At 26.1% G+C, this 24244-nt stretch carries 27 protein-coding genes; 12 read left to right on the top strand and 15 right to left on the bottom strand.

Features of this window, described 5'->3' with window-relative positions; translation table 11 throughout:
* The first annotated feature begins 7 nt into the window (after positions 1 to 7).
* Positions 8 to 940: a D-2-hydroxyacid dehydrogenase gene (locus tag CKV87_RS01370; protein WP_012012132.1), complete on the top strand. Its 933-nt coding sequence runs from the start codon at positions 8 to 10 to the stop codon at positions 938 to 940.
* Here the strand turns inward: CKV87_RS01370 and CKV87_RS11790 are convergent.
* From CKV87_RS11790 to CKV87_RS01360, 3 genes are read right to left on the bottom strand one after another with little or no spacing between them, the layout of a single operon-like run.
* Positions 924 to 1046 (bottom strand): hypothetical protein, encoded by a 123-nt coding sequence (locus CKV87_RS11790; RefSeq protein ID WP_004510328.1) that lies wholly within the window; start codon positions 1044 to 1046, stop codon positions 924 to 926. The two genes, CKV87_RS01370 and CKV87_RS11790, sit on opposite strands and share 17 nt — an antisense overlap.
* On the bottom strand, positions 1043 to 2032 hold the full coding sequence (locus CKV87_RS01365) for an OmpA family protein (protein ID WP_012012131.1): 990 nt from the start codon (positions 2030 to 2032) through the stop codon (positions 1043 to 1045). The genes CKV87_RS11790 and CKV87_RS01365 overlap by 4 nt, the downstream gene beginning before the upstream one ends.
* A 6-nt stretch (positions 2033 to 2038) precedes the next feature.
* Positions 2039 to 3238: a MotA/TolQ/ExbB proton channel family protein gene (locus CKV87_RS01360; protein ID WP_012012130.1), complete on the bottom strand. Its 1200-nt coding sequence runs from the start codon at positions 3236 to 3238 to the stop codon at positions 2039 to 2041.
* Positions 3239 to 3351: 113 nt separating this feature from the next.
* Here CKV87_RS01360 and CKV87_RS01355 point away from each other — a divergent pair, with 113 nt between their 5' ends.
* The gene (locus tag CKV87_RS01355; protein ID WP_012012129.1) at positions 3352 to 4557 is read left to right on the top strand and encodes a L,D-transpeptidase; all 1206 of its coding nucleotides are present in this window, start codon (positions 3352 to 3354) and stop codon (positions 4555 to 4557) included.
* Positions 4558 to 4559: 2 nt separating this feature from the next.
* On the opposite strand, the gene CKV87_RS01350 is transcribed toward CKV87_RS01355, so the two are convergent.
* The 3 genes from CKV87_RS01350 to CKV87_RS01340 form a co-directional block, all read right to left on the bottom strand.
* Positions 4560 to 5126, bottom strand: coding sequence for an HPP family protein (locus CKV87_RS01350; RefSeq protein WP_012012128.1), 567 nt, complete (start codon positions 5124 to 5126; stop codon positions 4560 to 4562).
* Positions 5127 to 5198: 72 nt separating this feature from the next.
* On the bottom strand, positions 5199 to 5948 hold the full coding sequence (locus CKV87_RS01345; protein ID WP_012012127.1) for a TSUP family transporter: 750 nt from the start codon (positions 5946 to 5948) through the stop codon (positions 5199 to 5201).
* Between the two features lie 20 nt (positions 5949 to 5968).
* Positions 5969 to 6460, bottom strand: a complete 492-nt coding sequence (locus CKV87_RS01340) for a YgjP-like metallopeptidase domain-containing protein (protein WP_012012126.1) — start codon at positions 6458 to 6460, stop codon at positions 5969 to 5971.
* Between the two features lie 57 nt (positions 6461 to 6517).
* Here CKV87_RS01340 and CKV87_RS01335 point away from each other — a divergent pair, with 57 nt between their 5' ends.
* Positions 6518 to 7072 carry a PhnA domain-containing protein gene (locus CKV87_RS01335; protein ID WP_012012125.1) on the top strand — a complete coding sequence of 185 codons (555 nt, stop codon included), beginning with the start codon at positions 6518 to 6520 and terminating at the stop codon, positions 7070 to 7072.
* Here CKV87_RS01335 and CKV87_RS01330 read toward each other — a convergent pair.
* The 5 genes from CKV87_RS01330 to CKV87_RS01310 form a co-directional block, all read right to left on the bottom strand.
* On the bottom strand, positions 7069 to 7647 hold the full coding sequence (locus CKV87_RS01330; RefSeq protein WP_012012124.1) for an aminotransferase class IV family protein: 579 nt from the start codon (positions 7645 to 7647) through the stop codon (positions 7069 to 7071). The two genes, CKV87_RS01335 and CKV87_RS01330, sit on opposite strands and share 4 nt — an antisense overlap.
* 16 nt (positions 7648 to 7663) lie before the next feature.
* Positions 7664 to 8335 (bottom strand): response regulator transcription factor, encoded by a 672-nt coding sequence (locus CKV87_RS01325; RefSeq protein ID WP_012012123.1) that lies wholly within the window; start codon positions 8333 to 8335, stop codon positions 7664 to 7666.
* A 4-nt stretch (positions 8336 to 8339) separates the two neighbouring features.
* Complete coding sequence (locus CKV87_RS01320; protein ID WP_012012122.1) at positions 8340 to 8897, bottom strand: cysteine hydrolase family protein; 558 nt, start codon at positions 8895 to 8897, stop codon at positions 8340 to 8342.
* 62 nt (positions 8898 to 8959) lie between these two features.
* Positions 8960 to 9919: an aminodeoxychorismate synthase component I gene (locus tag CKV87_RS01315; protein WP_012012121.1), complete on the bottom strand. Its 960-nt coding sequence runs from the start codon at positions 9917 to 9919 to the stop codon at positions 8960 to 8962.
* On the bottom strand, positions 9916 to 10803 hold the full coding sequence (locus tag CKV87_RS01310) for an aspartate carbamoyltransferase catalytic subunit (RefSeq protein WP_012012120.1): 888 nt from the start codon (positions 10801 to 10803) through the stop codon (positions 9916 to 9918). The genes CKV87_RS01315 and CKV87_RS01310 overlap by 4 nt, the downstream gene beginning before the upstream one ends.
* Positions 10804 to 10898: 95 nt before the next feature.
* Between CKV87_RS01310 and CKV87_RS01305 the strand changes: the two genes are divergently transcribed.
* Together CKV87_RS01305 and CKV87_RS01300 are read left to right on the top strand one after the other, a co-directional pair.
* The gene (locus CKV87_RS01305) at positions 10899 to 13220 is read left to right on the top strand and encodes a fatty acid cis/trans isomerase (protein ID WP_012012119.1); all 2322 of its coding nucleotides are present in this window, start codon (positions 10899 to 10901) and stop codon (positions 13218 to 13220) included.
* Positions 13221 to 13279: 59 nt separating this feature from the next.
* Entirely contained in the window at positions 13280 to 14470 is a 1191-nt protein-coding gene (locus CKV87_RS01300; protein WP_012012118.1) for an aspartate aminotransferase family protein, read from the top strand.
* Between the two features lie 18 nt (positions 14471 to 14488).
* On the opposite strand, the gene pyk is transcribed toward CKV87_RS01300, so the two are convergent.
* Positions 14489 to 15964: a pyruvate kinase gene (pyk, locus tag CKV87_RS01295; RefSeq protein ID WP_012012117.1), complete on the bottom strand. Its 1476-nt coding sequence runs from the start codon at positions 15962 to 15964 to the stop codon at positions 14489 to 14491.
* A 125-nt stretch (positions 15965 to 16089) separates the two neighbouring features.
* Between pyk and CKV87_RS01290 the strand changes: the two genes are divergently transcribed.
* From CKV87_RS01290 to mqnE, 7 genes are all read left to right on the top strand, one after another.
* Complete coding sequence (locus CKV87_RS01290; RefSeq protein WP_004510312.1) at positions 16090 to 16815, top strand: OmpA family protein; 726 nt, start codon at positions 16090 to 16092, stop codon at positions 16813 to 16815.
* Positions 16816 to 16876: 61 nt separating this feature from the next.
* Complete coding sequence (gene thiS / locus CKV87_RS01285; protein ID WP_004510311.1) at positions 16877 to 17077, top strand: sulfur carrier protein ThiS; 201 nt, start codon at positions 16877 to 16879, stop codon at positions 17075 to 17077.
* 4 nt (positions 17078 to 17081) lie between these two features.
* On the top strand, positions 17082 to 17414 hold the full coding sequence (locus tag CKV87_RS01280) for a YraN family protein (protein ID WP_012012116.1): 333 nt from the start codon (positions 17082 to 17084) through the stop codon (positions 17412 to 17414).
* 177 nt (positions 17415 to 17591) lie between these two features.
* A complete protein-coding gene (locus tag CKV87_RS01275) occupies positions 17592 to 18698 on the top strand; it encodes an aminotransferase class I/II-fold pyridoxal phosphate-dependent enzyme (RefSeq protein ID WP_012012115.1) in 1107 nt (368 codons plus the stop codon).
* Positions 18685 to 19323: a carbonic anhydrase gene (locus CKV87_RS01270; RefSeq protein ID WP_012012114.1), complete on the top strand. Its 639-nt coding sequence runs from the start codon at positions 18685 to 18687 to the stop codon at positions 19321 to 19323. Before CKV87_RS01275 ends, CKV87_RS01270 begins: the two co-directional genes overlap by 14 nt.
* A gap of 4 nt (positions 19324 to 19327) precedes the next feature.
* Positions 19328 to 19645 (top strand): hypothetical protein, encoded by a 318-nt coding sequence (locus CKV87_RS01265; RefSeq protein WP_012012113.1) that lies wholly within the window; start codon positions 19328 to 19330, stop codon positions 19643 to 19645.
* A gap of 5 nt (positions 19646 to 19650) precedes the next feature.
* Positions 19651 to 20712, top strand: a complete 1062-nt coding sequence (gene mqnE / locus CKV87_RS01260) for an aminofutalosine synthase MqnE (RefSeq protein WP_012012112.1) — start codon at positions 19651 to 19653, stop codon at positions 20710 to 20712.
* 12 nt (positions 20713 to 20724) lie between these two features.
* Here the strand turns inward: mqnE and CKV87_RS01255 are convergent, their stop codons facing one another.
* Genes CKV87_RS01255 through miaB form a run of 3 tightly spaced genes read right to left on the bottom strand, consistent with a single transcriptional unit; the run spans position 20725 to position 24231 of the window.
* Positions 20725 to 22293, bottom strand: coding sequence for a hypothetical protein (locus CKV87_RS01255; RefSeq protein ID WP_012012111.1), 1569 nt, complete (start codon positions 22291 to 22293; stop codon positions 20725 to 20727).
* A 10-nt stretch (positions 22294 to 22303) separates the two neighbouring features.
* The gene (locus CKV87_RS01250) at positions 22304 to 22918 is read right to left on the bottom strand and encodes a lysophospholipid acyltransferase family protein (RefSeq protein ID WP_004510303.1); all 615 of its coding nucleotides are present in this window, start codon (positions 22916 to 22918) and stop codon (positions 22304 to 22306) included.
* A gap of 2 nt (positions 22919 to 22920) precedes the next feature.
* On the bottom strand, positions 22921 to 24231 hold the full coding sequence (miaB, locus tag CKV87_RS01245; protein WP_012012110.1) for a tRNA (N6-isopentenyl adenosine(37)-C2)-methylthiotransferase MiaB: 1311 nt from the start codon (positions 24229 to 24231) through the stop codon (positions 22921 to 22923).
* Between the last annotated feature and the right edge of the window lie 13 nt (positions 24232 to 24244).

The raw sequence follows: 24244 nt of genomic DNA, 5'->3' as shown, positions 1-24244 counted from the left end.
ATAAAAAATGCAAATAGTTATTTTAGATAGAGCAACTTTAGGATTTGATATTGATGTTAATATTTTTTCAAAATTTGGAAATGTTACATCTTATGATTCTACAAAAGAAAATGAAACAACACAAAGAGTAAAAAATGCTGATATTGTTCTTACAAATAAAGTAGTTATTGGAAAAAATGAAATAGATAATTCAAATATTAAACTTATTTGTATAACAGCAACTGGTATGAATAATGTAGATTTAGAATATGCAAAAGAAAAAAACATAGCAGTTAAAAATGTTGCTGGATATTCAACTTCAAGCGTTGTACAAGTGGGATTTTCAATGATTTTATATTTTGTACAAAAACTAAATTATTATAAAAAATATGTAGATGAAGGAAATTGGCAAAAAAGTGAACTATTTACTCATATTGATGAGCCATTTTTTGAACTTGATAAAAAAAGAGTTGGAATTATTGGACTTGGAGAGATTGGTAGAAACTTTGCAAAAAAAGCTAAAGCTTTTGATTGCGAAGTTGTATATTATTCAACAAGTGGAAAAAATAGTAATAGTGAATATAAAAGTATAAGTTTAGAAGAATTACTTAAAACTAGTGACATTATCTCTATTCATGCACCTTTAAATGAAAATACAAAAAATCTTTTAACTTATGAAAATATGAAAAATATGAAAGATGGAGCAATTTTACTAAATCTTGGTCGTGGTGGAATTATAAATGAAAATGATTTAGCAAAACTTATTGATGAAAAAGAGATTTATTGTGGAATTGATGTTGTTTCAAAAGAGCCAATAGAAGAATCAAATCCTCTTTTAAAAGTAAAAAATAAAAATAGACTTTTATTAACTCCACATATTGGATGGGCAAGTATAGAAGCTAGAACAAGACTTGTAAATATGGTTGCTAAAAATATAGAAGATTTTATCGACGGAAAATAAATCTAAAAAGCTTTTGAAAAAAAGATAATTTCTTTTTTTCAAGCTTTGAACTTATATCTTTTGATAACTCTTCAAGATTTGTTGGTTTATAAAGATACTCTTTCACTCTTTTTTCTCACCTAAAAAATTTTGAATCTCTTTCATAGCTTCTTCATTTTTTATAGTAAATTTAATCTCTATTCTTCTTGAAGCATCTTTATCTTCAACTCCATCTTTTAAAATCAAATCAGAAGATGAACGTCCACTAGAATTTACATAAGTTCCTAAAAGTTTTTTATCAATAATATTTGACTCATATAAAAACTGCATAACTGCAAGTGCTCTTTGTTGAGACAATTGTAAATTACTCAAATATGTTCCATCACTATTTGTATGACCTTCAATAGTAATACTTTCTATATATTTTTTTATCTCTTTATCATCAAGTAAAGTATTTAAATACTGTTTTAAAACTGTACTTAACTCTTTTTTTGATTCTTCTTTTAATATATAAGAGTTTTGGTCAAATAAAATATTTGAAGAAAATTTAATTGCACCACTTTTTTCATCTATATTTATAGATTTCCCAAGTTTTTCTCTAAGTTTTGATATAACATTTAATTTTATACCAGTTAAAGTTTTGATTTTTAGTTTTGCTATATCAAACTCTTCAACCATTTTTTGATGAACTTGTGTTAGCACCAAAAGTTTATCAGCAAGAAGTTTTAGTTCGTCATCTTTTAGGCTAATCAAATTTGTTTTTTCACTAAGCTCTAAAGCTAGTTTTTCACTTTTATCTTTTTCATCTTTAGAATTAAGCTCATATTCTAATAATAAAGCTTTTAATTTTTCTATTTCACTGAGTTTTAAATTTATCTGATTTTTTGCTTTATCTAGTTCATCTTTTGTTGATTCATATAGATTTTTTGTTTTTGCCAATTCATAAAAAAGTTGAGATTTTGCTTCTTCACTACTTTCTAAACTACTTTGAGCATAAACATATTTTATAACAATAGCTCCAATTACTAAAATAAAAACAAAAAGTAATCCTGCCATTAAATCGGCATAAGATATCCAAAAGTTTTCATCATTGTTTTGATTTTTTTTATACATTTTTTACTACTTTGATAACTCTTTAAATTCACTCAAATCTTTTACAATTTTTGATGTTTCAACATCAATCAATTCTAATGAATTTTGTAATTTATGTGTTATTTTTTCATCATATTCATCAATCTCTTTTTTAAACTTCCACTCAATTTTTTCCATATCATTTTTCATAGTTTCAATACTTTTTACAATATTTGTATATATTGATTTTAGATTTTCGCTACTTAAATTATCCATATGAGAGTTTAGTTTTATAATATTTGCATTTAATAACTCTGCACTTAAAGTATATAGATTTTTTTGTTTTTCAAAACTATTTAGTGTAGAACTTATATCTTTTGACATGCTATTTAACATTTGTATATTTTCATCAAGTTTTGAAGATAAAATCAACTCTTTATTTAATAATTCATCTAAAGCTTTAAATCTTCTTTCTATTGAATTATTGATTGTTTCTAAAATATCACTTGATGTTAATTGATTGAATACATTACTCATTTTTGTAAAGTTATCTAAATTACTTTTTATATGAATTGATTCAATATCGATTCTTGTCCAAAAGAAACTTTTTGTACTCTCTTTTATCACAAAACTATCATGGTCAAATCTACTCATTCCAAATTTCTCAAAAAATATCCACCAAATAGATAAAAAAATTCCATAAATAGAAACATAAAAAGCCGTTCCTACACCACCAAGTAAAACTGTAATTTCAGACTCTAAAGCTTGTGTTGTTCCAGCAGTAAAATCTGGCATAGATAAAGCAATAGAAATAAATGTTCCTAAAATACCTAATGTTGGGAATATTCCACTTGCAATAGTTGACAAGTTTGTATTTCTAATATTGCTCGTATAGTCTTGTAAAAAATCATCAACACTTCCATTTGCCTTTGTTGTTTCACCAATAGTTAAAAGATTGTTATTTATATACTCTTTTAAATTATATGCCAAATCTTCATATTGAGTTTTAAACTTACAAGAAACATAATAAGCGTTGTGTTTTACAAAAAATAGATAAATAAAAAGTATAATTCCAATTAAAATTACACTATGAATTTCTACATTTAAAGGAAAAACTCCTATGTAGCAAAGTAAAACCGCTATAAAAAGTACAATTGGAACACTAAGTAAAGTTACAATTCTTGAAGTTGGTTTACAAGTCGTATAAAATTTTGAATTTAGTTCAATAAAATCATCTTCTATAAACATAAATAATCCTTATAAAATTTAAAATTAGATTTATTCTAACATAATTTGCCTATATAAATAAATTTATATCAATTTAAGAGTAAAATACCAAAAAAATTTAAAGAAAGAAAATTATGCTTAGAAAAATTCTACTTATATTACCTATTTTTTGCACTTTATTCGTATATGCACAAGATGAAAAATATACAATATCTGTTTGTACGACTTCAAATTTGGAAAATGCTTTAGCTTGTAAAAAGAATATTTTTGAAAAAACAATTGGTGATGTTTTTATTGTAAAAGAAAATAATAAATTTCATACATACCTAAATATTTATGAAGATAAAGAAATAGCAAAAGTTACGATAAGAAATGCTTCGCCTTATGTAAAACAACAAAATCCTTTTATAAAACAAATTGATGAAAAAATTGTAAAACAGATAAATAAAAGAAAACTATATATTGATGTAAATGAACAACCAACTCAAAATATTAAATCAGAAATAAAAGAGATTGTAGTAAAACAAGAAGAGACAAAAAAAGAACCTAAAAAAATTGAAAATCAAGAATCACTAATTCCTCTTGTCTCTGCAATACCTGATAATTTAGAATTAGTTGGATTTTATCCTTATAGTGAAAATAAACCAGCAGAAAAAAAAGAGATAAAACAAACTCAAGAAGTATCAAATCAAAATAATATCGATGACTCAGAAGAAGATGATGATAGCTTAGATGAAAATGATAAAGAAGAACTAAAACAAATAAGTATGGATGAATTTGATAAAGCAAATAAAATAGAACATCCTATAAAAAGTTATGAAAAAAAAGTTATAAAACCTATAAATAATGATTTAACAAATGTTCAAAATTTTCAACAAATGATTATAGAAGTTGATTCAGCTACAAATATTATGAAAGTAAAAGCAAAAATTAATAATCATTTAAAAGATATACAAACTTATATTGTTTCAACAGGAAAAGACAGTGTAAAAAAACCATTTGGTGTTGGTAAAATCTCTCAAGTTTCATTAGATCCTGTTTGGTATCCAACAGAAGATACTTTAAAAAGTTTTGAAAAAAGAGGAATAATTTTGCCAAAAGTTGTTCCTTCTGGTCATAAATATAACTATATGGGAGCAGCAAAAATAAACCTTACTCATATAGTTGATGGAAAAAGTACATATAGAATCCATGGAACTTTAAATGAGAAAACAATTGGTACAAAAGAGTCTGCTGGTTGTATTAGAATGAGAAATGGTGATGTTTTACAACTTGCAAATTTGATTGATGAATTTGCAAATTACAAAGGCTTAGATAGTATAAAAGTTGTACTTTATTAAAATTACTTTTTCCTACTAAAATGCTTATCTAGAAATATTTTAAGTGATTCTGGATAAGCTCTATTATTTGGTATATTATTTACTATCATCGCAATAATCAATAAAATAAAAGCTCCTGAAGTAACAGGAATCAAAACATAAAAAAATCCTAATTCATGTATTTGTTCACTTCCAATTACTGCAATTAATGCTGTTGCACCACCTGGTGGATGTAAAGTAAGAGTTAATTGCATAACTAAAATTGAAGTTGACACAGCAAAAGCAGTTGCAAAAAACATATTTTGGGAAAATAATTTAAAAGATATAACTCCAATAATAGCTGAAATAATATGTCCACCAATTAAATTTTTAGGCTGAGCAAGAGGTGAATTAACTGCTCCATAAATTAAAACAGCACTTGCACCAAATGAACCTAAAACTAAAGTCAAATCTGTATCATCTAAAAAATTTTTATGAAAATATGAAATTGCAAAAATTCCTAGAAATGAACCAATCCATGACCAAAACATATTTGATTTATCTAAATTTTCGGAATTTATTTTTTTAAATTGTTTAAAAAATCTTTTCATTTTATAACTTTTTTTTAAATTGAAAAGTTATATTAATGAAAAAATTACTCTATTTTAATGATTTAAATCAATTTATGAGAAGAATAGTTTAATAGAAATTGCAAAACTGATAATAACAATAATTGGTCGAATAATCTTTTGTCCATTTTTAAGAACTAATCTTGCACCTATTAAAGCACCACATATTTGTCCAACTCCCATACATAATCCAATACTCCAATAGATTTTGCCAAAAAACATAAAAAAACACAAAGAAGATATATTACTAACAAAATTTAATACCTTTGCATGTGCTGTTGCTTTTGTTAAATTAAATCCTAATAAAGCGATGAATCCTATTGCAAAAAATGAACCAGTTGCTGGACCAAAAAAGCCATCATAAAAACCTACACCAAAAGCTAATGTAAAACTAAAAACTATAATTGAGATTCGTTTTTCTTTATCAATTGCTCCAACACTAGGAGAAAATAAAAAATAAAATCCAATTATTATAAGTAAAATTGGAATAACTTGTTTTAAAATAGAAGCATCAATTTGTAAAAGAGTAAATACACCTAAAATAGCTCCTAAAAAAGTAAATATAAGCATCAATTTTATCTCTTTGATATTAACCATTTTTTTTCTTATAAAATACATTGCTGCTGTAAATGAACCAAAAGTTGCTTGAAGTTTATTTGTTGCAAGTGCAGCAGCAGGTGATATTCCAACATATAAAAGTGTAGGTATAGTTAATAATCCACCGCCACCAGCAATAGTATCTATTAGTCCTGCTATAAAAGCTACAAAAAAAAGAAGCAAAAATATCTCAACTGTAAATTCCATTATTATTTATACCTTTTAGTTTAATAAATCTTTCCAAACTTATCAATGTGTGTTAAATAAACTCTCAAATCAAACTCCATTTGATGATAGTTTGGCATCATATAACAGCACATATCATAAAAACTTTTATTGTGTTCTTTTTCTTTAAAGTGAGATAATTCGTGAACAACAATCATTTTTAAAAACTCTTCTGGCATATTTTTAAAAATAGTTGCAACTCTTATTTCATTTTTTGATTTTAATTTTCCGCCTTGAACTCTTGAAACAAAAGTGTGCATCCCAAGTGCATTGTTTATAACATTTATTTTCCCATCATATAATACTTTTGAGATTTGATATTTTTTAAAATATTCATTTTTAAAATCCATTACATAATCATATAAGGCTTTATCACTTGTATAAGAATGAGAACTTGGATATTTTGATTTTATATAAGAAGTTAGTTGATTTTTTTCACACAAACTTTGAACTTGCTCTTGCAGATGCTTTGGATAATGGCTTAAATATTTCATAAAGGATTATAACTAATTGTGATATAATCGAGGCTTATTTTTTAAAAAGAGGTGATTATGAGCGTAGAACAAGAACTAATAAATAGAAGTGAGTCTTCATGTGAACTTTGTAAATCTCCTAATGATTTAAGTGTATATGAAATCTCACCAAGCGATGGAAGTGCTGATCAATGTGTACTTTTGTGCGCTAAATGCAAAGAGCAATTTGAAGATGATTCAAAAATAGATGCTAATCATTGGTTTTGTTTAAATGATTCAATGTGGAGCGAAATTCCAGCAGTAAAAGTAGCAACATATAGAATGTTAAAAAAACTTGGAAATCAAGATTCACTTGATATGATGTATTTAGAAGATGAAGAAAAAGCTTGGGCAGATGCTGGTATTTCAGCTATTGATGATTCAATAGTTCATAAAGACTCAAACGGAGTTATTTTACAAGCTGGTGATACAGTTACAATCATCAAAGATTTAGAAGTAAAAGGTGCTGGATTTACTGCAAAAAGAGGAACTGCAGTTAGAAATATCTCGCTAACTTCAAATCCTGAACAAATAGAAGGAAGAGTAAACGGAGTAAAAATTGTACTTCTTACTTGCTTTTTAAAGAAGAGTTAAATCTCTTCTTTGATTTTAAAATTTTTTATTTCATCAAAACCTATCATTGCATTCATTAAAGCAACTTTTGAAGCATTTTTTAACATATCCAAAGTTATATCTTTTTCAAACAATTTTTTTTCTTCAAGCAATCTTGCTCTTGTAGTTCCGCCCAATAAACAATTTTTTGAAGTAATCCAAGAATTTTCATAAAATATAGCAATATTTGCAATTGTTGTATCTGTAACTATTCCATCTTTTATGATAATTACCTCATCACAATCATCTCTTTTTTCATATAACTCATCTAGTTTTGCTCTATTTAAATACTTTTTTGAATATTCTATTTCATTATCAAAAATGATTTTAAAGCTTTTTATCTCTCTTTTTTTATAAGGAAAATATAAAACATCAACAACTCCATTTTCATCATAAATGAGTTTACATCTTAATAATTCTTCTGAAATTGGATTAATATACTCTTGTAGATTTATATTTAAACCTATTGTGTTTGCAACTCTTTTTTGATGGTAATCTAAATTAAAAACTTCAAAATCTTCACATTTGATTGTTTCAAAATATTTTATACTTTCCAAATTATTTTCCTAAATCTTATTTTTCTAAATTTAACTTATATCCTATTCCTGAATAATTTTTTAAAATAGTTTTATAAGTCTTTTTTCTAAAATCTCTAATCAATGACTTCAATGCAGCAAGTGTTACTTCGCCATTCCAAATATGATATTCTAACTCTTCGTAAGTAATTACTCTATTTGGATTTTGAATAAAAAGATTCATCAAAATAGTCTCTTTTTTATTCAAAATTATAATTTCACCCTCATTTATTATACTTTGTGTTTGGAAGTTAAAAAAAACATTATCTTTTAGTTTTACATTACTATAAATTCTACTTTCAATAACATCCAAACACTTTAGTAAAGAAGAGTATAAAACCTCTTCTTTGTAAGGAGTAATAATATATTTTGTAATATATAACTCAATTAATTCCAAACTATATAAATTCGTTTCATTATTTGTCAAAATAATAACTGCTGTTTTCATATCAATTTTTCTAATTTCTTGTAAATAATCTACCATCTTTCTATCTTTAAAAGTGTCTTCAATTATTATAATACAAGGTGAATACTTTTTATAACTATTTTGTGCTTCTTTAAAATTGGCAGCTAAAAAGACTTTTTTGAACTCTTTATTTAATAGTGTCACTATTTCTTCATCTGCTTTTTTATCATAAACATAAAGAACAAGTAAATTACTTAATTTCAATATTTTAAAATCCTTTTAAAATTTCTGTCGTTGTTTTGATTTTTGCATAAGCAAACTCTAATGCTGCCATAAAAGATGCGTGAACATATTTTGATGGAACTACTATATCACCAAATTGTAAATCTCTTGTCGCAGTTGCATCAGATATAACTGTACATTCATATCCAAAATCTTTTGCTGCTCTTGTTGTTGCATCTATACACATATGAGACATTGCTCCTACAATAATAAGTGATTTTATATTTATTTCATCTAAAATTTCTTTTAAATTTGTATCTTTAAATGAATTTGGGAAATTCTTTGTTACGACAATTTCATCCTCTTTTGGTTCTACACTTTTATGAATATTTACACCTTGTGTTCCTATTTCAAAAAAAGAAGCACCTTTTGCAGATTCATGCTTTATGTGAATAATCTTTCCTTCATTTTTTCTAAAAAACTCTAATATTTTTGAAGCATTAGAAGAAGCCTTTTCTGTTCCTTCTAATTCAAATTTTGCACCTTCAAATGTACTAAAATAGTCATTTTGAAAATCTACTAATAATAAAGCTGTTTGTTTCATAATTTATCCTTTTTTTATTTTTAAAATTCTAATAATAAAAAAAAGGAAAAAAGTAGGATAAATTAAAATGGTAAATAAATTTTATCAAGAAGTTCTTCATATTCTAAAAAAGCATCACTGTCACAAGTTATTCCTCCGCCACTTTTATAAAATAATTCACCATTTTTTTCTTCAATAAATCTTATTAAAACATAACTATCAAAACTATTTCCATCAAATATTCCAAAAATTCCAGTATAAAACTCTCTTTCATACTTCTCTACATTTTTCAAAATTTCAACTGTTTTTTTCTTTGGTGTTCCTGTTATACTTCCTGCTGGAAGAAGCGAAATAATAGTTGTGCCTAAAGTTTCAAGCCAATTTGATTGTAAAGTTGCAGAGATTTTTGAACTTACTTGTAAAAGTTCTTTATTTCCTGCATTTATAATATCCACATATCTAAAATCTTCAACTTTTACATTTGAACCAATTATTCCTAAATCATTTCTAAGTAAATCAACAACCATTGTATGTTCTGCTAACTCTTTTTGATTTTCCAAAATCTTTATTTTTGCATCTTTTATATTTGCATCAATAGTTCCTTTCATAGGATAAGTAAAAATTTTACTATTTTTTATCTCTACAAATTTTTCAGGACTAAAACATACAAAATTATCATCTTTGGTATGAACTTTTAGTTTAAACATACTTTTTGTATTTTTGTAAATCTCTTCTAAATTAAGTGCTGTTTTAATTTTCGTTTTTGCTGTAAGATTTAAAAGATAACTATTGCCTTCTTTTATCTCTTCTTGTAAAACATCAAACTTTTTTTTATACTCTTCAAAAGTTATAGGAAATTTTTCTAAATCTACTCTTTTATTACTTTTTGTCTCTTTTTGATTTATTTCATATTTGATTTGATTTGAAAGGTTTGAGAGTTTTTCTATATAGAATTTTTTAAAATCATAAGAGATTAAAAATAAAAATGGCTCTTTTTCAAAGCCAAATTTATTAATCTGCTCTTCTATTATCTTTTTATTCAATTTTTATTATTTAAAATTAACTTTTTAAGTATTGCTGCTCTTACTGCAACTCCATTTCTAACTTGCTCTAAAACTTTACATCTTGGATCTTTTAAAACTTCATCACTAATATCAATATTTCTATTAACTGGTCCTGGATGTAAAAGTAAGAAGTCTCTTCCTTCCATTAATTCAGGTGTTATACAAAAATCTTTTGCATACTCTTGTAAAGATTCAAAATAAGTTATGTTATGTCTTTCTAATTGACTTCTTAAACTCATAACAACATCCATATCATCAATTACTTCTGCTATTGTGTTAAATTGTTTAAATTCATTTCCTTCATATTTAAAACAATCAGGAGCAACTAAATTTACATCTATTCCAAATCTAGGAAGAAGTCTTCTATTACTTCCTGCAACTCTTGAGTTTCTAACATCTCCAACAATTGCTATTTTTTTACCTTCAGTTTGTCCATTAAAATGTTCATAAATTGTAAATAAATCTAAAAGAGCCTGTGTTGGATGAGAATGTCTTCCATCACCTGCATTTATAATAGGACAATCAACATAACCAATTAAACTTTCAGGTAATCCACATTCGCTATGTCGAATAACAATAGCATCTGGTCCCATCGCGTTTATATTTGCAACTGTATCATACATTGTTTCACCTTTTTTAGTTGATGAAGTTCCAACATCAAGGTTTACAATTTCAGCTCCCAATCTTTTTGCTGCAATTTCAAATGAACTTCTTGTTCTTGTTGAGTTTTCAAAAAACAAAGTTACTATAATTTTACCTTTTAAGATTTCGCAAGGTTTAAAATCTAAAAAACCTCTTGCATCTTCAAAAATATCTAAAATTTCCTCTTTTGTAAAATCTGAAGTTCTGATAAGATGTTGCATATTTTTCCTTTAATTTTAGTTTGGATATTATCAAAAAGCACTTTAAAAAAAAATTTTTTGTATAATGAATATTACTAATACTTCTAGGATTTTTTATGAAATTTCAAATTGTACTTATTTTTATTTTTTCACTATTTTTTGCTGCTTGTTCTGTAAAACCTCTTGAACCAGTAAAGTATGATAAAGTAGATAAAAAAATATCCTTTTCAAAAGATATAAAACCTATTTTAGATAGTAGATGTGTATCTTGTCACTCATGTTACAACTCACCATGTCAGTTAAAACTTGACTCTTTTGATGGACTTGATAGAGGAAGTTCAAAAGCTGATGTTTATGCAAATAGAATAAATGCTGCAAATCCAACTAGACTTTTTGTTGATGCACTAAATACTTCTAGTTGGAGAAAAAAAGGCTTTAGTTCAATGGTTGATAAATTGGAAGAATCAAATGCTTCTATTATGATGCAATATCTTTTTCAAAAAGAAGTTAATCCTTTAAATTTAGGAGCATATTCACCTGAAACTGACGAACTTACTTGTGTAAAAAATAAAGATGAATTAGAAGAATTTTTTGATGATAATCCTCATAAAGGTATGCCGTATGGTTTTCCAGCTTTACAAAAAGATGAATATAATCTTTTAATGACTTGGCTTGATAGTGGTGCTATTGATGATACAAAAAAAGGAGTTTTTACTGCTTTTGAAAATGCTCAAATTAAAAAATTTGAAGATTTTTTAAATACTCCTGATATAAAACATAAAGTAACTGCAAGATATATATATGAACACCTATTTTTAGCGCATATTTATTTTGATGAAAAAAGTGGGAATTTCTTTGAACTTATCCGTTCAAGTACACCAACAGGACAAAAACCTAAAATAATTCCTACGAGATTTCCTTATGACGAAGTAAAAGAACCATTTTATTATAGATTACAAAAAATCGAATCAACAATAGTTCATAAAACGCATATGGTTTTTAAAATTGATGATGAAAAATTAAAATTTTATAATGACATTTTTATAAAACCTCTTTGGGAGGAAGAACCATATATCCCATCATATGATATAAGCTTAGCTCCAAATGCTCTTGAAGTATTCAAACAAATTCCTGCAAGTAGTAGATATAAGTTTTTACTTGAAGATATATATTTTATAATCAATACTTTTATTAAAGGACCTGTTTGCAAAGGACAAATAGCACTCAATGTTATACAAGATCACTTTTGGGTTATGTTTTTAAACCCAAATTATGATTTAAGTGTAAAAGATAAAAACTTTTTAAAAAATAATTTTAAAGCACTTAGTATTCCAAATCAATTAGGTGAAGACCCTAGTCTTTATGAAACTTTTAAAAATTTAGGAAGAGAAGAAGATACTAAAAAATATGAAGAATATAGAGCAAAAATCTATAAAAAGTATTATCCGGATGGAATGAAACTTGAATATATAAGAAAAAGTGAAAAGAACGACTCTATTTTAACTGTATATAGGCATTTTGATTCAGCATCACTTCATTATGGAGCATTAGGAAGTATTCCAAAAACTCTTTGGGTAATTGACTTCCCACTTTTAGAGAGAATTTATTACTCTCTTGTTGCTGGATTTGATGTATTTGGAAATACTGCTCATCAGTTATTAGTACGAACTCATATGGATAGATTAAGAGTTGAAGGTGAAAGTAATTTTTTAGAATTTTTACCTCAAAAAAGTAGATTAAACTATTTTAACTCTTGGTATGAAGGTTGGTTAGCTCAATATCTTACAGTTTATACACCTTCAAATAATGAAACAAATATAAAATATTATTCAACTGATTATAAATATGAGTTTGTAAATATGGTATTGGATTATACAAATACAAAAAGAGATCATATAAATTTTTTAGAAAATTGGTACAAACCAACACCTCTTAAAAAAGTTTATAATACAAAAAAAGAGATTGAAGATACACTAAAATCTCTTGCAACTCCAAATAGTGTTGATGTTATAAAACACTTTACACAAAGAGATGCAAATAGTATTTTAATCAAAATTGAAATGAATAATGGTGAAAATTTAATATACTCAATGGTAATAAATAGATGGCATAAAAATGTTGCTTTGATGTTTGATGAAGATTCAAGGCTAGATCCTACAAAAGATGATATAGATTTTATTGAAGGATTTATTAGTTCTTATCCAAATATGTTTGTTGTTGTAAAACAAAATGATTTAGGTGATTTTTTTGATTTAATAAAAAATTATTCAAAGCACATAGAAGATAAAGAAAAAATTAAAGATTATGTAATAAATAGGGCTAATCCACAATTTTGGACAGTTTATGATTGGTTTAATGATGAATTTAAAAAATCAAATCCTTTAGAATATGGATTATTCGATTTAAATAGATATTATAAAGAAGCTATAATAGAGTAATTCTTTAACTCTTTTATAGATATAATTCATCAAAAATAATAACGTATTAGGAAAATGGTATGGAAAATTTAGAACAGATGGACAAAGAGTATGTACTTCATACTTATGCTAGAAATTATGTAAATTTCAAAAAAGGTATAAATGCAACTTTGTTTGATGATAATAACAAAGATTATATAGATTTTACTTCAGGAATTGGAGTAGTTAGTGTTGGTCATGGAAATAAGCAAGTTGCACAAAAAATTTTTGAACAAGCTTCAAATCTAACTCACACTTCAAATTTATATGCAATAGAACCTCAAGCAAAACTAGCAAAAAAAATAAGAGAATTAAGTGGTTATGATGTAAGAACATTTTTTTCAAATAGTGGTGCTGAAGCAAATGAAGGTGCAATTAAAATAGCTAGAACTTATGGCGAAACACAATTTGAAAATAAAAAATATAAAATCATAACTTTAGAAAATTCTTTTCATGGAAGAACAATAACAACAGTTAAAGCAACAGGACAAAGTTCATTTCACCAAAATAAATTTGCTCCTTATCCAGAAGGTTTTTCATTTAATGCTATTGATGATGTTTACAATGCAATTGATAATGAAACAGTTGCTGTTATGATAGAACTTGTACAAGGTGAAGGTGGAGTTTTTCCATTTCCAAAAGATAAGATTCAAGAATTAGCAAAATTTCTAAAAGATAATAATATTTTACTAATAGTTGATGAAGTTCAAACAGGAATTTTTAGAACAGGTGAGTTCTTAGCTTCTAACCTTTATGAAATTGAGCCAGATATTATAACTTTAGCAAAAGGTTTAGGTGGTGGTGTTCCAATAGGTGCAGTTTTAACAACTCATAAAGATATTTGGGGTGCTGGTGACCATGGAAGTACTTTTGGAGGAAACTATCTTGTTACATCAACAGGACTTGAAGTTTTAAATATTTTAGAAGAGTTAAAAGATAGTGGAAGATTAGATGAAACTATTATTCACTTCACAAAAAAATTAGATGAACTTTATGAAAAAAATAAAGATATTTTTATAACTCATGTTGGTTTAGGACTTATGAGAGGATTAAGAGTAAAAGATGGTGATACTTTAGCTCTTTTAATCAAAACTGCATTTGATTGTGGCGTTATGGTGCTTAAGTCTGGAAATAATACTCTAAGATTTTTACCACCTTTAACTATATCAAAAGCAGAAATTGATGAAGGATTTAAAAGACTTCAAACTGCACTTGATAAAATCAAAAAATAAAAAGAGAAATCTCTCTTTTTATTTAGATTTTTTCTCTTCTTTCTCTTTTTTTCTATTTGCTTCAAAGTTAAAGTAATATTCTATTTCACTTGGAGTTAAAATTTTAATAGTATTTGTACTTCTTGGCATTCCAACTGGATAACCAACAGTAGCTACATAAATACCTTTTCTATTTAAAATACCTTTTTGATCAAGGTTTTTTAACATTTTTTGAAACATTTTAGATGCTTGAGCTTCTTTTATTACTGCAACTGGTTCTATTCCCCAAATAGCAGTTAAAGAGTTAAGCACTTTTTTCTTATGAGTAAATGTATAAATAGGTGTTTTTGGTCTATATCTTGACATTTTAACAGCCGATTTTCCTGAACTTGTAAGTGCTAAAATTCCATCAGCTCCTAAGTCATCTGCAAGTTTTGTAACTGTTGCTTGAATAACATCAAATTCATCTAAATATGACATTTTATATTGTTTGTCATAATCATAAATACCTTCAGTTTTTGCAATAATATTATGCATTGTATCAACAACATTTACTGGATCTTCTCCAACAGCACTCTCTTCACTTAACATTACTACATCAGTTCCATCTAAAACAGCATTAGCAACGTCAGAAATTTCTGCTCTTGTAGCTCTTTCATTTTGAGTCATTGATAAAAGCATTTGAGTCGCTGTGATAACTGGAATTCCTTTTAAGTTTGCTTTTTTAATAAGCATTTTTTGAATAGTTGGAACATCATAATATGGAACTTCAATTCCTAAATCTCCTCTTGCAACCATCAATCCATCACTTGCTTCTATAATTTCATCGATATTTGCAACTGCATCAAATTTTTCAATTTTTGCAATTAATTTTCCTCTATATCCATTTAAAAGGCTTCTAGCTCTTCTCATATCTCTTGCATTTTGAACAAATGAAATCGCAAAATAATCTACTTCATTTTCAATTCCCCAAGCTATATCTTTTTCATCTTTTTTTGTAATTACATCAATGTCAATTACAGTATTCGGGAAATTTACACCTTTTTTAGATGATAATGTTCCATTATTTTCAATTCTAGCTTGTACTTCATCTCCAACTTTTATAACTTTTGCTCTAATTGTTCCATCATACAAATATATATATTCATCAACTTTTATTTTCCCTAAAATATCTGGATAGTTTATAGATACAATATATTCTTTATCTGCTTTTTTATAACCAACTATCTCATCTTTTACAAAAGTTAAAATATCTCCTCTTGTTAAAGAAAATGGCTCTTTTAAATCACCAATTCTTACTTTTGGTCCTGAAATATCTTGTAAAATACCAACTGTTTTTCCAGTGTTTTTCATAGCTGTTTTAATATTATTTAAAGTTTCTAAGTGATATTCGTGACTTCCATGAGAAAAGTTCAATCTAAACATATTTGCACCAGCTTTTATTAAACCTTCAATCATCTCTATAGTGTGACTTGCTGGGCCTAAAGTTGCTAAAATTTTTGTTCTTTTTTTCATTAATGCTCCTTTGAAAAAATATACTAAATTATATCTAAACTATATTACTTTCAGATTACAAAATTCATTTACGATTTTTACACAATTACTATGCTAATATTTCACAAAATAAAAAAAGGTTTACTATGAAATATATAAATTTTAAATTCTTATTATCATCTACAATAATTGCTAGTTTATTAGTTGGTTGTGCACAAAAAACTGGTTATCAAACTTATGACAATAATCAAAATGCCATTATTGGAACAACTCTTGGAGCAATTGCTGGTATTGTTTTAGGAAATAATATTGGTGGTGGAAATAAAGGAAGAAATAAAGTTATAGGTGCAGTTGCAGGTGCAGCAATTGGAGGAGCGATTGGTTATAGTATGGATAAACAAGCACAAGAAGTTGCTCAAAGCTTAAATACAAATGTAAATAATAATCCTCAAGCTGTACTTGACCCAAACCAAGATTTAATAGTTTCAAATACTGATAATTATGTAAAGATAATGTTTAGAGATAGTATGATGTTTGAAACAAATTCAGCAAATCCAACATATAGCGCTCAAACAAAAATATCAAAAATATATTCTGTTTTACAAAAATATCCAAATACTTTAGTTCAAGTTGTAGGACATACAGATAGTCGTGGAACTCATACATATAATCAAACTTTATCTGAACAAAGAGCAACAAATGTAGGAAATATTATTTATAATTCTGGTGTTTCAAATCAAATTTTCTCAAGAGGTTGTTCTTTTGATAAACCAGTTGCTTTAAATAATAGTGAATCAAATATGGCTTTAAATAGAAGAGTTGAAGTATATTTATATCCAAATCAAGAATCAGTATTTGACGTTTGTAGATAGGAAAATAAGCCAACTCTTTGTATAATCGATATATTTTAAAAAATATTAAAGGTAAAAACTTATGAAACTTATAATAAACGGTGAAAATAAAGAGTTTACAGATAATCTTACTCTAAACGATATAATAAAAAATTTACAAGTAGAAAACAAAGTAATGGCAGCTGCTGTGAATATGAATATTGTAAAAAAACAAGACTGGAATAGTTTTATTCCAAAAGAAAATGATTCAATAGAACTTCTTAACTTTGTTGGTGGTGGTTGATTTTATGAGTAAAGAAAAAGGAGATATTGCTGAAAAAAAGGCAATATCTTTTTTGGAAAAATCAAATTTTGAAATAGTTGAAAAGAACTTTTATGCAAAAAAACTTGGTGAAATAGATATCATTGCCCAAAGAAATAAAATTTATCACTTTATTGAAGTGAAATCTGCAAATGATTATGAAACTGCTATCAACAATATAACCTCACAAAAATTATCTAAAATAAAAAGAAGTGTTGATTTTTATATCCAGAAAAACAACTTAAATATTTCATACTCAATAGATGTAATTATAGTTGTAGATGATAAGATAGAACTTTTGGAAAATATTACAATGTAGCTTGACCAAAGGTGAAGGTCGCAAAAACACCTTTAGCCAAATTTCTTATACTTAATTAGTATGTATGAATTATAATAAAAATTAATAGCAATAATATAGCAATAAATTAGAAAAATTTCATTTACTTATTTTTTAGCAATTTTTTGTTACTATTTGTAATTACTTATGGAGAATTTTTTGTATTCAAAAGAATTAGAATCTATTAAAAAATCGAATCGTTTTAGAACAAGAGAGATTTTTGATGAAAACATAGTCGATCTTGCCTCAAATGATTACTTAGCGCTATCTTCCAATAAAACTCTTTTTCAAAAAACTTACGAAAATATTTTAAATCTTAACTCTTTTTCACCTAAAGCCTCAATGTTAGTAAACGGTTACAGCAAAATCCATAAAAAATTTGAAGATAAGTTATGTTCTACAAATGGTTTTGAATCTGCAATCACAGTTGGCTCTGGCTTTTTAGCGAATATTTCGATGATTGAAGCACTTGTTAGAAAAAATGATACATTATTTATTGATGAAGAATACCATGCAAGTGGTATTTTAGCTACAAAACTTCTAAAACCTGAACAAGTGGTAGTTTTTAATCATAATGATTATTTGGATTTGGAAAAAAAGATTTTAGACAATAAAAGAGTTGGAAGAACTATTATTGCAATAGAAGGTATTTACTCAATGGGTGGTGATTTAGCTCCTTTTGAAATATTTGAAATAGCAACTAAATATAAATCTCTTTTGATTGTAGATGAAGCGCATAGTTCTGGAGTAATAGGAAAAAATCTTTTAGGTATTTTTGATTATTATGATATTAAACCAAATAATTATCATATAAAAATGGGAACTTTAGGCAAAGCTTATGGTTCTTATGGTGCTTATATTTTGGCTTCTAAAGATATTATTGAATTTTTAGTAAATAGAGCAAAACCTATTATCTATTCAACTGCTCCTTCATTATTTGATACAGCTTTAGCAATAGAATCTTTAGAATATATTATTGAAAATAAAAAAATTTTAAAAAGTAAAATTGAGGAAAATCTAAATATAATTTACGAAATTTTAGGTATAAAATCACAAAGTTTAATTATTCCAATAGTTATTGGTGATAATAAAAAAGTGATTGAAATCCAAAAAGTTTTAAAAGAAAAAGGATTTTTAGTAGGTGCAATTAGGCAACCAACAGTAAAAAGCGCAATTATAAGGTTAATTGCAAAAATTGATATAGAAAGAAATGATTTGATAGAAGTTTGTAACTTAATTAAAGGATTTAGAAATGTTAATAAATGATTTGATAAAAGGTAATAAAAAATTTAGAGAAGCAAGCTTTTCTAAATATGAAACAGATTTAAAGCAATTAGTAAAAACAGGTCAAAAGCCTGAAGTTTTATTTATAGGATGTAGTGATAGCAGAGTAACACCTGATTTGATGCTTGATACAAAACCTGGAGATATGTTTATTTTAAGAAATGTAGGGAACTTTGTTCCACCATACAATCCAGACAATGATTATCACGGAAGTTCAGCTGCAATTGAATATGCTGTAAATGTTTTAAATGTAAAACATATTATTGTTTGTGGACATTCACACTGTGGAGCTTGTAAAAGTTTATATCAAGATTTAACTGATACTCCTGATTTAGTAAATGTAAAAAAATGGTTAGAATTAGGTAAAAAAGCAAAAGAATACACTCTTTTAGCTATTCAAGATAAAAGCGATGAAGAAAATTTATATAGAACAACTGAAAAAATTTCTATCGTTTATCAAATGGAAAACCTTTTAACATTTCCATATATTGAAGAAAGAATAAAAAATGGTGAACTACAAATTCACGGTTGGTACTATAAAATAGAAGATGGTTCTATTGAATATTATGATGGAGAAGAGTGTAGCTTTAAGCCACTAAGTGAATAGAATTATGAGTTATGAAGTAAGAAAACTACCTAAAAAAACTGTTATTATTATCAGCCTTATTGTTTCAATTGCAATTGTTATATTTTTAGTTCAAAAGACTTTAAAAGAACAAAGGTTTGCAGAAATTTTAGCAACATTAGGACATACAAATATAACAGAATTAAAAATTATAAATAAGCTAAATGTTGAAGATGTTCAAACTAAACTAAAAAGTAATGTTTTCAAAGTTAAATTTTTTGATAAAGATTTAAATCAAACTTGTATTGGTTTTCTCCATAAAGAAAAAGATGACTTATATAGTAAAGATTTTGATTGTAAGTAGGGAATATGAATATTATAGAGAAATTAGAAAATAACGAAAGATTACAATACGAAGATGCTATAAAACTATATGATTTAGACCTTTTTACATTAGCAACTTATGCAAATAAAATTAGAACTGAAAAACATGGGAAAAAGACTTATTTTAATATAAATAGACATATAAATCCAACAAATATCTGTAAAGATGTTTGTCAATTTTGTGCATATAGTGCAAGTAGAAAAAATCCACATCAATATACAATGAGCCATGAAGAGATACTTGAAATAGTAAAAAACTCTTCAAAAAACAATATCAAAGAAGTACATATAGTTTCAGCACATAATCCACATACAGGTTTAAAATGGTATATGGATGTTTTTAAATTGATAAAAGAAAACTATCCAAATATTCATGTAAAAGCTTTAACAGCTGCTGAAATTCATTTTTTAAGTACTGAATATAAACTGTCATATCAAGAGATAATTGATATGATGATTGAAAATGGTATTGATTCTATGCCTGGTGGTGGTGCTGAGATTTTTGATGAAAAAGTGAGAAAAAGAATTTGTGGTGGAAAAGTAACTTCAGCACAATGGTTGGAAATTCATAAACTTTGGCATCAAAAAGGAAGAAAAAGTAATGCAACTATGCTTTTTGGACATATTGAAAGTAGAGAGCATAGAATTGACCATATTTTAAGATTAAGAAATTTACAAGATGAAACAGGTGGATTTAATGCTTTCATTCCTCTTGTTTATCAAACAGAAAACAATTATTTAAAAGTAAAAGAAGCTTTAACTGGTCAAGAGATTTTAAAAACTTATTCAATAGCTAGAATTTTACTTGATAATATTCCAAATATAAAAGCTTATTGGGCAACATCAACTGTTAAACTTGCTTTAATCGCTCAAGAATTTGGAGCAAATGATGTAGATGGAACTATTGAAAAAGAAGCAATTCAAAGTGCTGCAGGTGCAAAAAGTGCAAATGGAATTGCTCAAAGTGAATTTGTGGAACTTATAAAGAACTCTGGATTTATTCCAGTTGAAAGAGATAGTATTTATAACGAATTAAAAGTTTGGTAAAATACCAAACTTTTATTTTAACTGATTAAACTCCAAATTAAACTCTACTTCTATACCATTATCTGTTCTTTTAAAGCTAATTGGATATTTCAAATTTATTGAATATAACTCTTCATTTAACTTATTGATTAATTCAAAAAACTCATTAGGTTCAGTTATTAAAATAGCAACTTTATAACTAAAAACTTCAACTTTTTTTGCATCAATAGTCTCAATATATTTAACTATTGCTGTTTCTGGCATCAATATTTTTAATTGTTCAGTTACACTTTCAATATTGAATTGTTCATCAGTTAAATAATCTTTTGTAGAGTTATCATACTCTGTATTTATCTCTATTTCATTTTTTGACACAACAACTGCATCAAAATTTGTTTTAGCATTAGGAGTTATAATCTTTGATTCATTATTTACATATAAAGAGTTCAAAGCTAGATTTAATAGATTTAAATTTTCTTCTTGAATAGAAAAGACTTTTAATTCTAAATTATTTTCATCAATATTCACTTCTTTTACAGCAACATTGTTTGGCACTGAATCAAAAATAGCTTTTACTCTTTTTTTTATTTTATCGTTTAAAATAACATGATTAGGTAAACTTTCTAAAACTTTTTGATGTCCAATTTTTATATTGAATTTTTCTAAAATTGGATTAAAATCAATAGTTGAATATATTTTATAGAATCCTAAAGATAAAAGTGTTAATAATATAATTAGAAATATATATCTTGGATCTTTTCTTTTTTTCTTTTTTCTATGTTTTATAAAACTATTTTTCGAATCTTTTTGTTTTGCTAATTTAAAAATTTCTTCATCAACATTTACTGAATAATCATCAACTTTTAGTAATAATTCTTGGCTTAACTGTGATAATTGTTCTTTTGTTAAAATCTTTAAAACATGTAAAATAGAAACTTTTTGAACAAAAACTTCATCTTTTCGTTTGCTATACAAATCATCTAATATTTTTTGTATTGTTTGAGTTAACTCTAAAAAGTAAAGTTCATCAAAAAGTTTTTGACCTTCTAAATCATCTTCATAAAAGTGTGTTCTTTTAACAGAATCAAAAGTTAATAAATCAATAGTTTCATTATAAACAATATTTCCAAGCTTATCCACGATTAAAACAAAAGCTTTATTATTGTAAATAAAAAATAGTAATTCATTTTTTGATTTATTTCTTTCTATATGTTGATTCATAATATGAAAAGCAGAATATATATAATCTATTCCTGTTTTTCCAAAATAATTTTGTGTTTCAAATAATGTTGTTTTTAAAACTACAATATCATAATCTTTATTGAACTCTACAATTTCACAATCTTTTATTTTAGAAGATAAACTTTTAGGAATAAGTTTTGTAGTATCACTTAATAAAAGAGTTGAAATATAAGAAAAATCATCCTCTTTTTGTAACGTATTTATTTTCTGAACAATATTTTGAGGCAAGATGTCATTATCAACTAAAAAAGTTGAATTGTCAGATTTTATCACCTCATCATTTCTTAATTTTTTATATTCAAGTTTTAATTGATTATTGTATTTAATAACATTAATATATAAAGACTCTTTTGTAAACATTTTATCTCACTTATGCTATTGAGTGTATTAACATTTTTTCTTTTATAAACACTTTTGCTTCTTCAAATTCCATATCTTTTATATCGTATGGTTCACTAATATAAAAATCTATTCTTCCAAAAGGTTTTGGTAAAATAAACTTATCCCAAGAGTTGAACTGCCAATATTTTGTAGGAATTGTATTAAAACAAACTATATTTTTTTCACTCTTTTGTGCAATAGCAACTATTCCATCTGCTATACTATATCTAGGACCTCTTGGACCATCTGGAGTTATAGCTATATCATTTCCGTCTTTTAGCTCTTTTATTGCACTTATCATTACTTTCGCAGCACCTTTTGAAGTTGAACCACGAACTGCTCCAATTTTAAAATTAGATACCAATTTTGTAATAATCTCACCATCTTTATTATGGCTAATCATTGCTTTTACAATTCCATTTTTTCTGAAAGCAAAATAATTATATGGTTGTGACATCAAATCTCCATGCCACATACAAATAATCATTGCTTCTTTATTATCATTTTTTGGATGATGATAAACTTTTTTATTTGTCGCATAAATTAATCTTACTAAGTAGTAAAGTAAATGTGGCAAAATATTTAATTTAAAATATCTAAACATTTCTAATTTACCACTTCACCTTTTAACGAAGTTCTTGTTACATCAGTAATTTTCACATTTACAAATTTTCCAAGCAATTCATCACTTCCTTTGGCAAAAACTTGTAGATAATTATCTGTATATCCACATACTTCACCATTTGGTTTAAGACTTTCAACTAAAATATTTAAAGTTTCTCCAATTAATTTAGGCATTGACTCTTCTAAATATCTTTTATGTAATTCTATTAAATCAATCAATCTTTGACTACCAATCTCATCAGGAAGCTCTTTATCTTTTAAATTTAAAGCTTCAGTTCCAGGTCTTGGAGAATATTTAAAATTAAAGATTTGATCAAATTTTACTTGTTCTACTACATCTAAAGTATCAAGAAAATCTTCTTGTGTTTCACCAGGGAATGCTACGATAATATCAGTTGTAATTCTAAGATTTGGAACAAGCTCTCTCATCTTGCTAGCTCTATTTAAAAACCACTCTTTTGAATACCCTCTTTTCATAGCTTTTAAAACAGAAGTTGAACCACTTTGTAAAGGCATATGAATACATTTTGAGATTTTAGGATTTTTAGCAAACTCTTCAATAAACTCATCATCCATATGTAAAGGGTGAGGAGAAGTAAATCTAATTCTTTCTAAACCATCAATTTTTGAAACATCTTGTAAAAGTTTAGTAAAAGTATATTTTTCTCTTTTATCACTAAATTTTCTACCATAAGAGTTTACATTTTGCCCTAAAAGCATAACTTCAACTGCACCTTGTTCAACAGATTTACGAACTTGTTCAACTATCATTTCAGGTGGGATAGAAATCTCTTCTCCCCTTGTGCTTGGAACAATACAATAAGTACATTTTTTGTCACAACCAACAGAGATATTTACACTTGCTCTATATTTATTTGTTTTAGCAGTTGAAAATTCATAAGTTGATTCATCATTGTCAATAGATACTTCAACTGCACCTTTTACATCAACAACATCTTTTATTTTTGAAATATTTCTAGCTCCAACTACAAAATCAACATAAGGAGCTCTTTTTATAATATCTTGTCCTAAGTGTGAAGCTGTACAGCCACAAACACCAATTTTTGCGCCTTCTTTTTTCTTTTTATTAAATTGACCAATTTCAGAAAATAGTTTTTGAACAGGTCTTTCTCGAACAGAACAAGTATTTATAATGATTAAATCAGCATCTTCAATATTTTGTGTAGTAACATAACCTTTATGTTTTTCTAATTCTGCTTGAATATGCTGACTATCGGTGTCATTCATTTGACACCCTAAAGTTTGTATAAATAGTTTTTTATTTGAACTCATAATTTTATTAACA

The sequence above is a fragment of the Aliarcobacter butzleri genome (assembly GCF_900187115.1).
Taxonomy (GTDB): Bacteria; Campylobacterota; Campylobacteria; order Campylobacterales; family Arcobacteraceae; genus Aliarcobacter; species Aliarcobacter butzleri.
The sequence above is the reverse complement of the archived record's forward strand: the minus strand, read 5'-3'. Positions and strand labels throughout refer to the sequence as shown.

Bases quoted from the DNA above. Each gene is read 5' to 3' on its own strand.
- CKV87_RS01250 (WP_004510303.1), bottom strand. From the start codon at position 22,918: ATGTTTAGATATTTTAAATTAAATATTTTGCCACATTTACTTTACTAC.
- CKV87_RS01255 (WP_012012111.1), bottom strand. From the start codon at position 22,293: ATGTTTACAAAAGAGTCTTTATATATTAATGTTATTAAATACAATAAT.
- CKV87_RS01320 (WP_012012122.1), bottom strand. From the start codon at position 8,897: ATGAAACAAACAGCTTTATTATTAGTAGATTTTCAAAATGACTATTTT.
- CKV87_RS01290 (WP_004510312.1), top strand. From the start codon at position 16,090: ATGAAATATATAAATTTTAAATTCTTATTATCATCTACAATAATTGCT.
- CKV87_RS01310 (WP_012012120.1), bottom strand. From the start codon at position 10,803: ATGCAACATCTTATCAGAACTTCAGATTTTACAAAAGAGGAAATTTTA.
- CKV87_RS01270 (WP_012012114.1), top strand. From the start codon at position 18,685: ATGTTAATAAATGATTTGATAAAAGGTAATAAAAAATTTAGAGAAGCA.
- CKV87_RS01355 (WP_012012129.1), top strand. From the start codon at position 3,352: ATGCTTAGAAAAATTCTACTTATATTACCTATTTTTTGCACTTTATTC.
- pyk (WP_012012117.1), bottom strand. From the start codon at position 15,964: ATGAAAAAAAGAACAAAAATTTTAGCAACTTTAGGCCCAGCAAGTCAC.
- miaB (WP_012012110.1), bottom strand. From the start codon at position 24,231: ATGAGTTCAAATAAAAAACTATTTATACAAACTTTAGGGTGTCAAATG.
- CKV87_RS01300 (WP_012012118.1), top strand. From the start codon at position 13,280: ATGGAAAATTTAGAACAGATGGACAAAGAGTATGTACTTCATACTTAT.
- CKV87_RS01345 (WP_012012127.1), bottom strand. From the start codon at position 5,948: ATGGAATTTACAGTTGAGATATTTTTGCTTCTTTTTTTTGTAGCTTTT.
- CKV87_RS01335 (WP_012012125.1), top strand. From the start codon at position 6,518: ATGAGCGTAGAACAAGAACTAATAAATAGAAGTGAGTCTTCATGTGAA.
- CKV87_RS01350 (WP_012012128.1), bottom strand. From the start codon at position 5,126: ATGAAAAGATTTTTTAAACAATTTAAAAAAATAAATTCCGAAAATTTA.
- CKV87_RS01305 (WP_012012119.1), top strand. From the start codon at position 10,899: ATGAAATTTCAAATTGTACTTATTTTTATTTTTTCACTATTTTTTGCT.
- CKV87_RS01340 (WP_012012126.1), bottom strand. From the start codon at position 6,460: ATGAAATATTTAAGCCATTATCCAAAGCATCTGCAAGAGCAAGTTCAA.
- mqnE (WP_012012112.1), top strand. From the start codon at position 19,651: ATGAATATTATAGAGAAATTAGAAAATAACGAAAGATTACAATACGAA.
- CKV87_RS01360 (WP_012012130.1), bottom strand. From the start codon at position 3,238: ATGTTTATAGAAGATGATTTTATTGAACTAAATTCAAAATTTTATACG.
- thiS (WP_004510311.1), top strand. From the start codon at position 16,877: ATGAAACTTATAATAAACGGTGAAAATAAAGAGTTTACAGATAATCTT.
- CKV87_RS01370 (WP_012012132.1), top strand. From the start codon at position 8: ATGCAAATAGTTATTTTAGATAGAGCAACTTTAGGATTTGATATTGAT.
- CKV87_RS01280 (WP_012012116.1), top strand. From the start codon at position 17,082: ATGAGTAAAGAAAAAGGAGATATTGCTGAAAAAAAGGCAATATCTTTT.
- CKV87_RS01365 (WP_012012131.1), bottom strand. From the start codon at position 2,032: ATGTATAAAAAAAATCAAAACAATGATGAAAACTTTTGGATATCTTAT.
- CKV87_RS01265 (WP_012012113.1), top strand. From the start codon at position 19,328: ATGAGTTATGAAGTAAGAAAACTACCTAAAAAAACTGTTATTATTATC.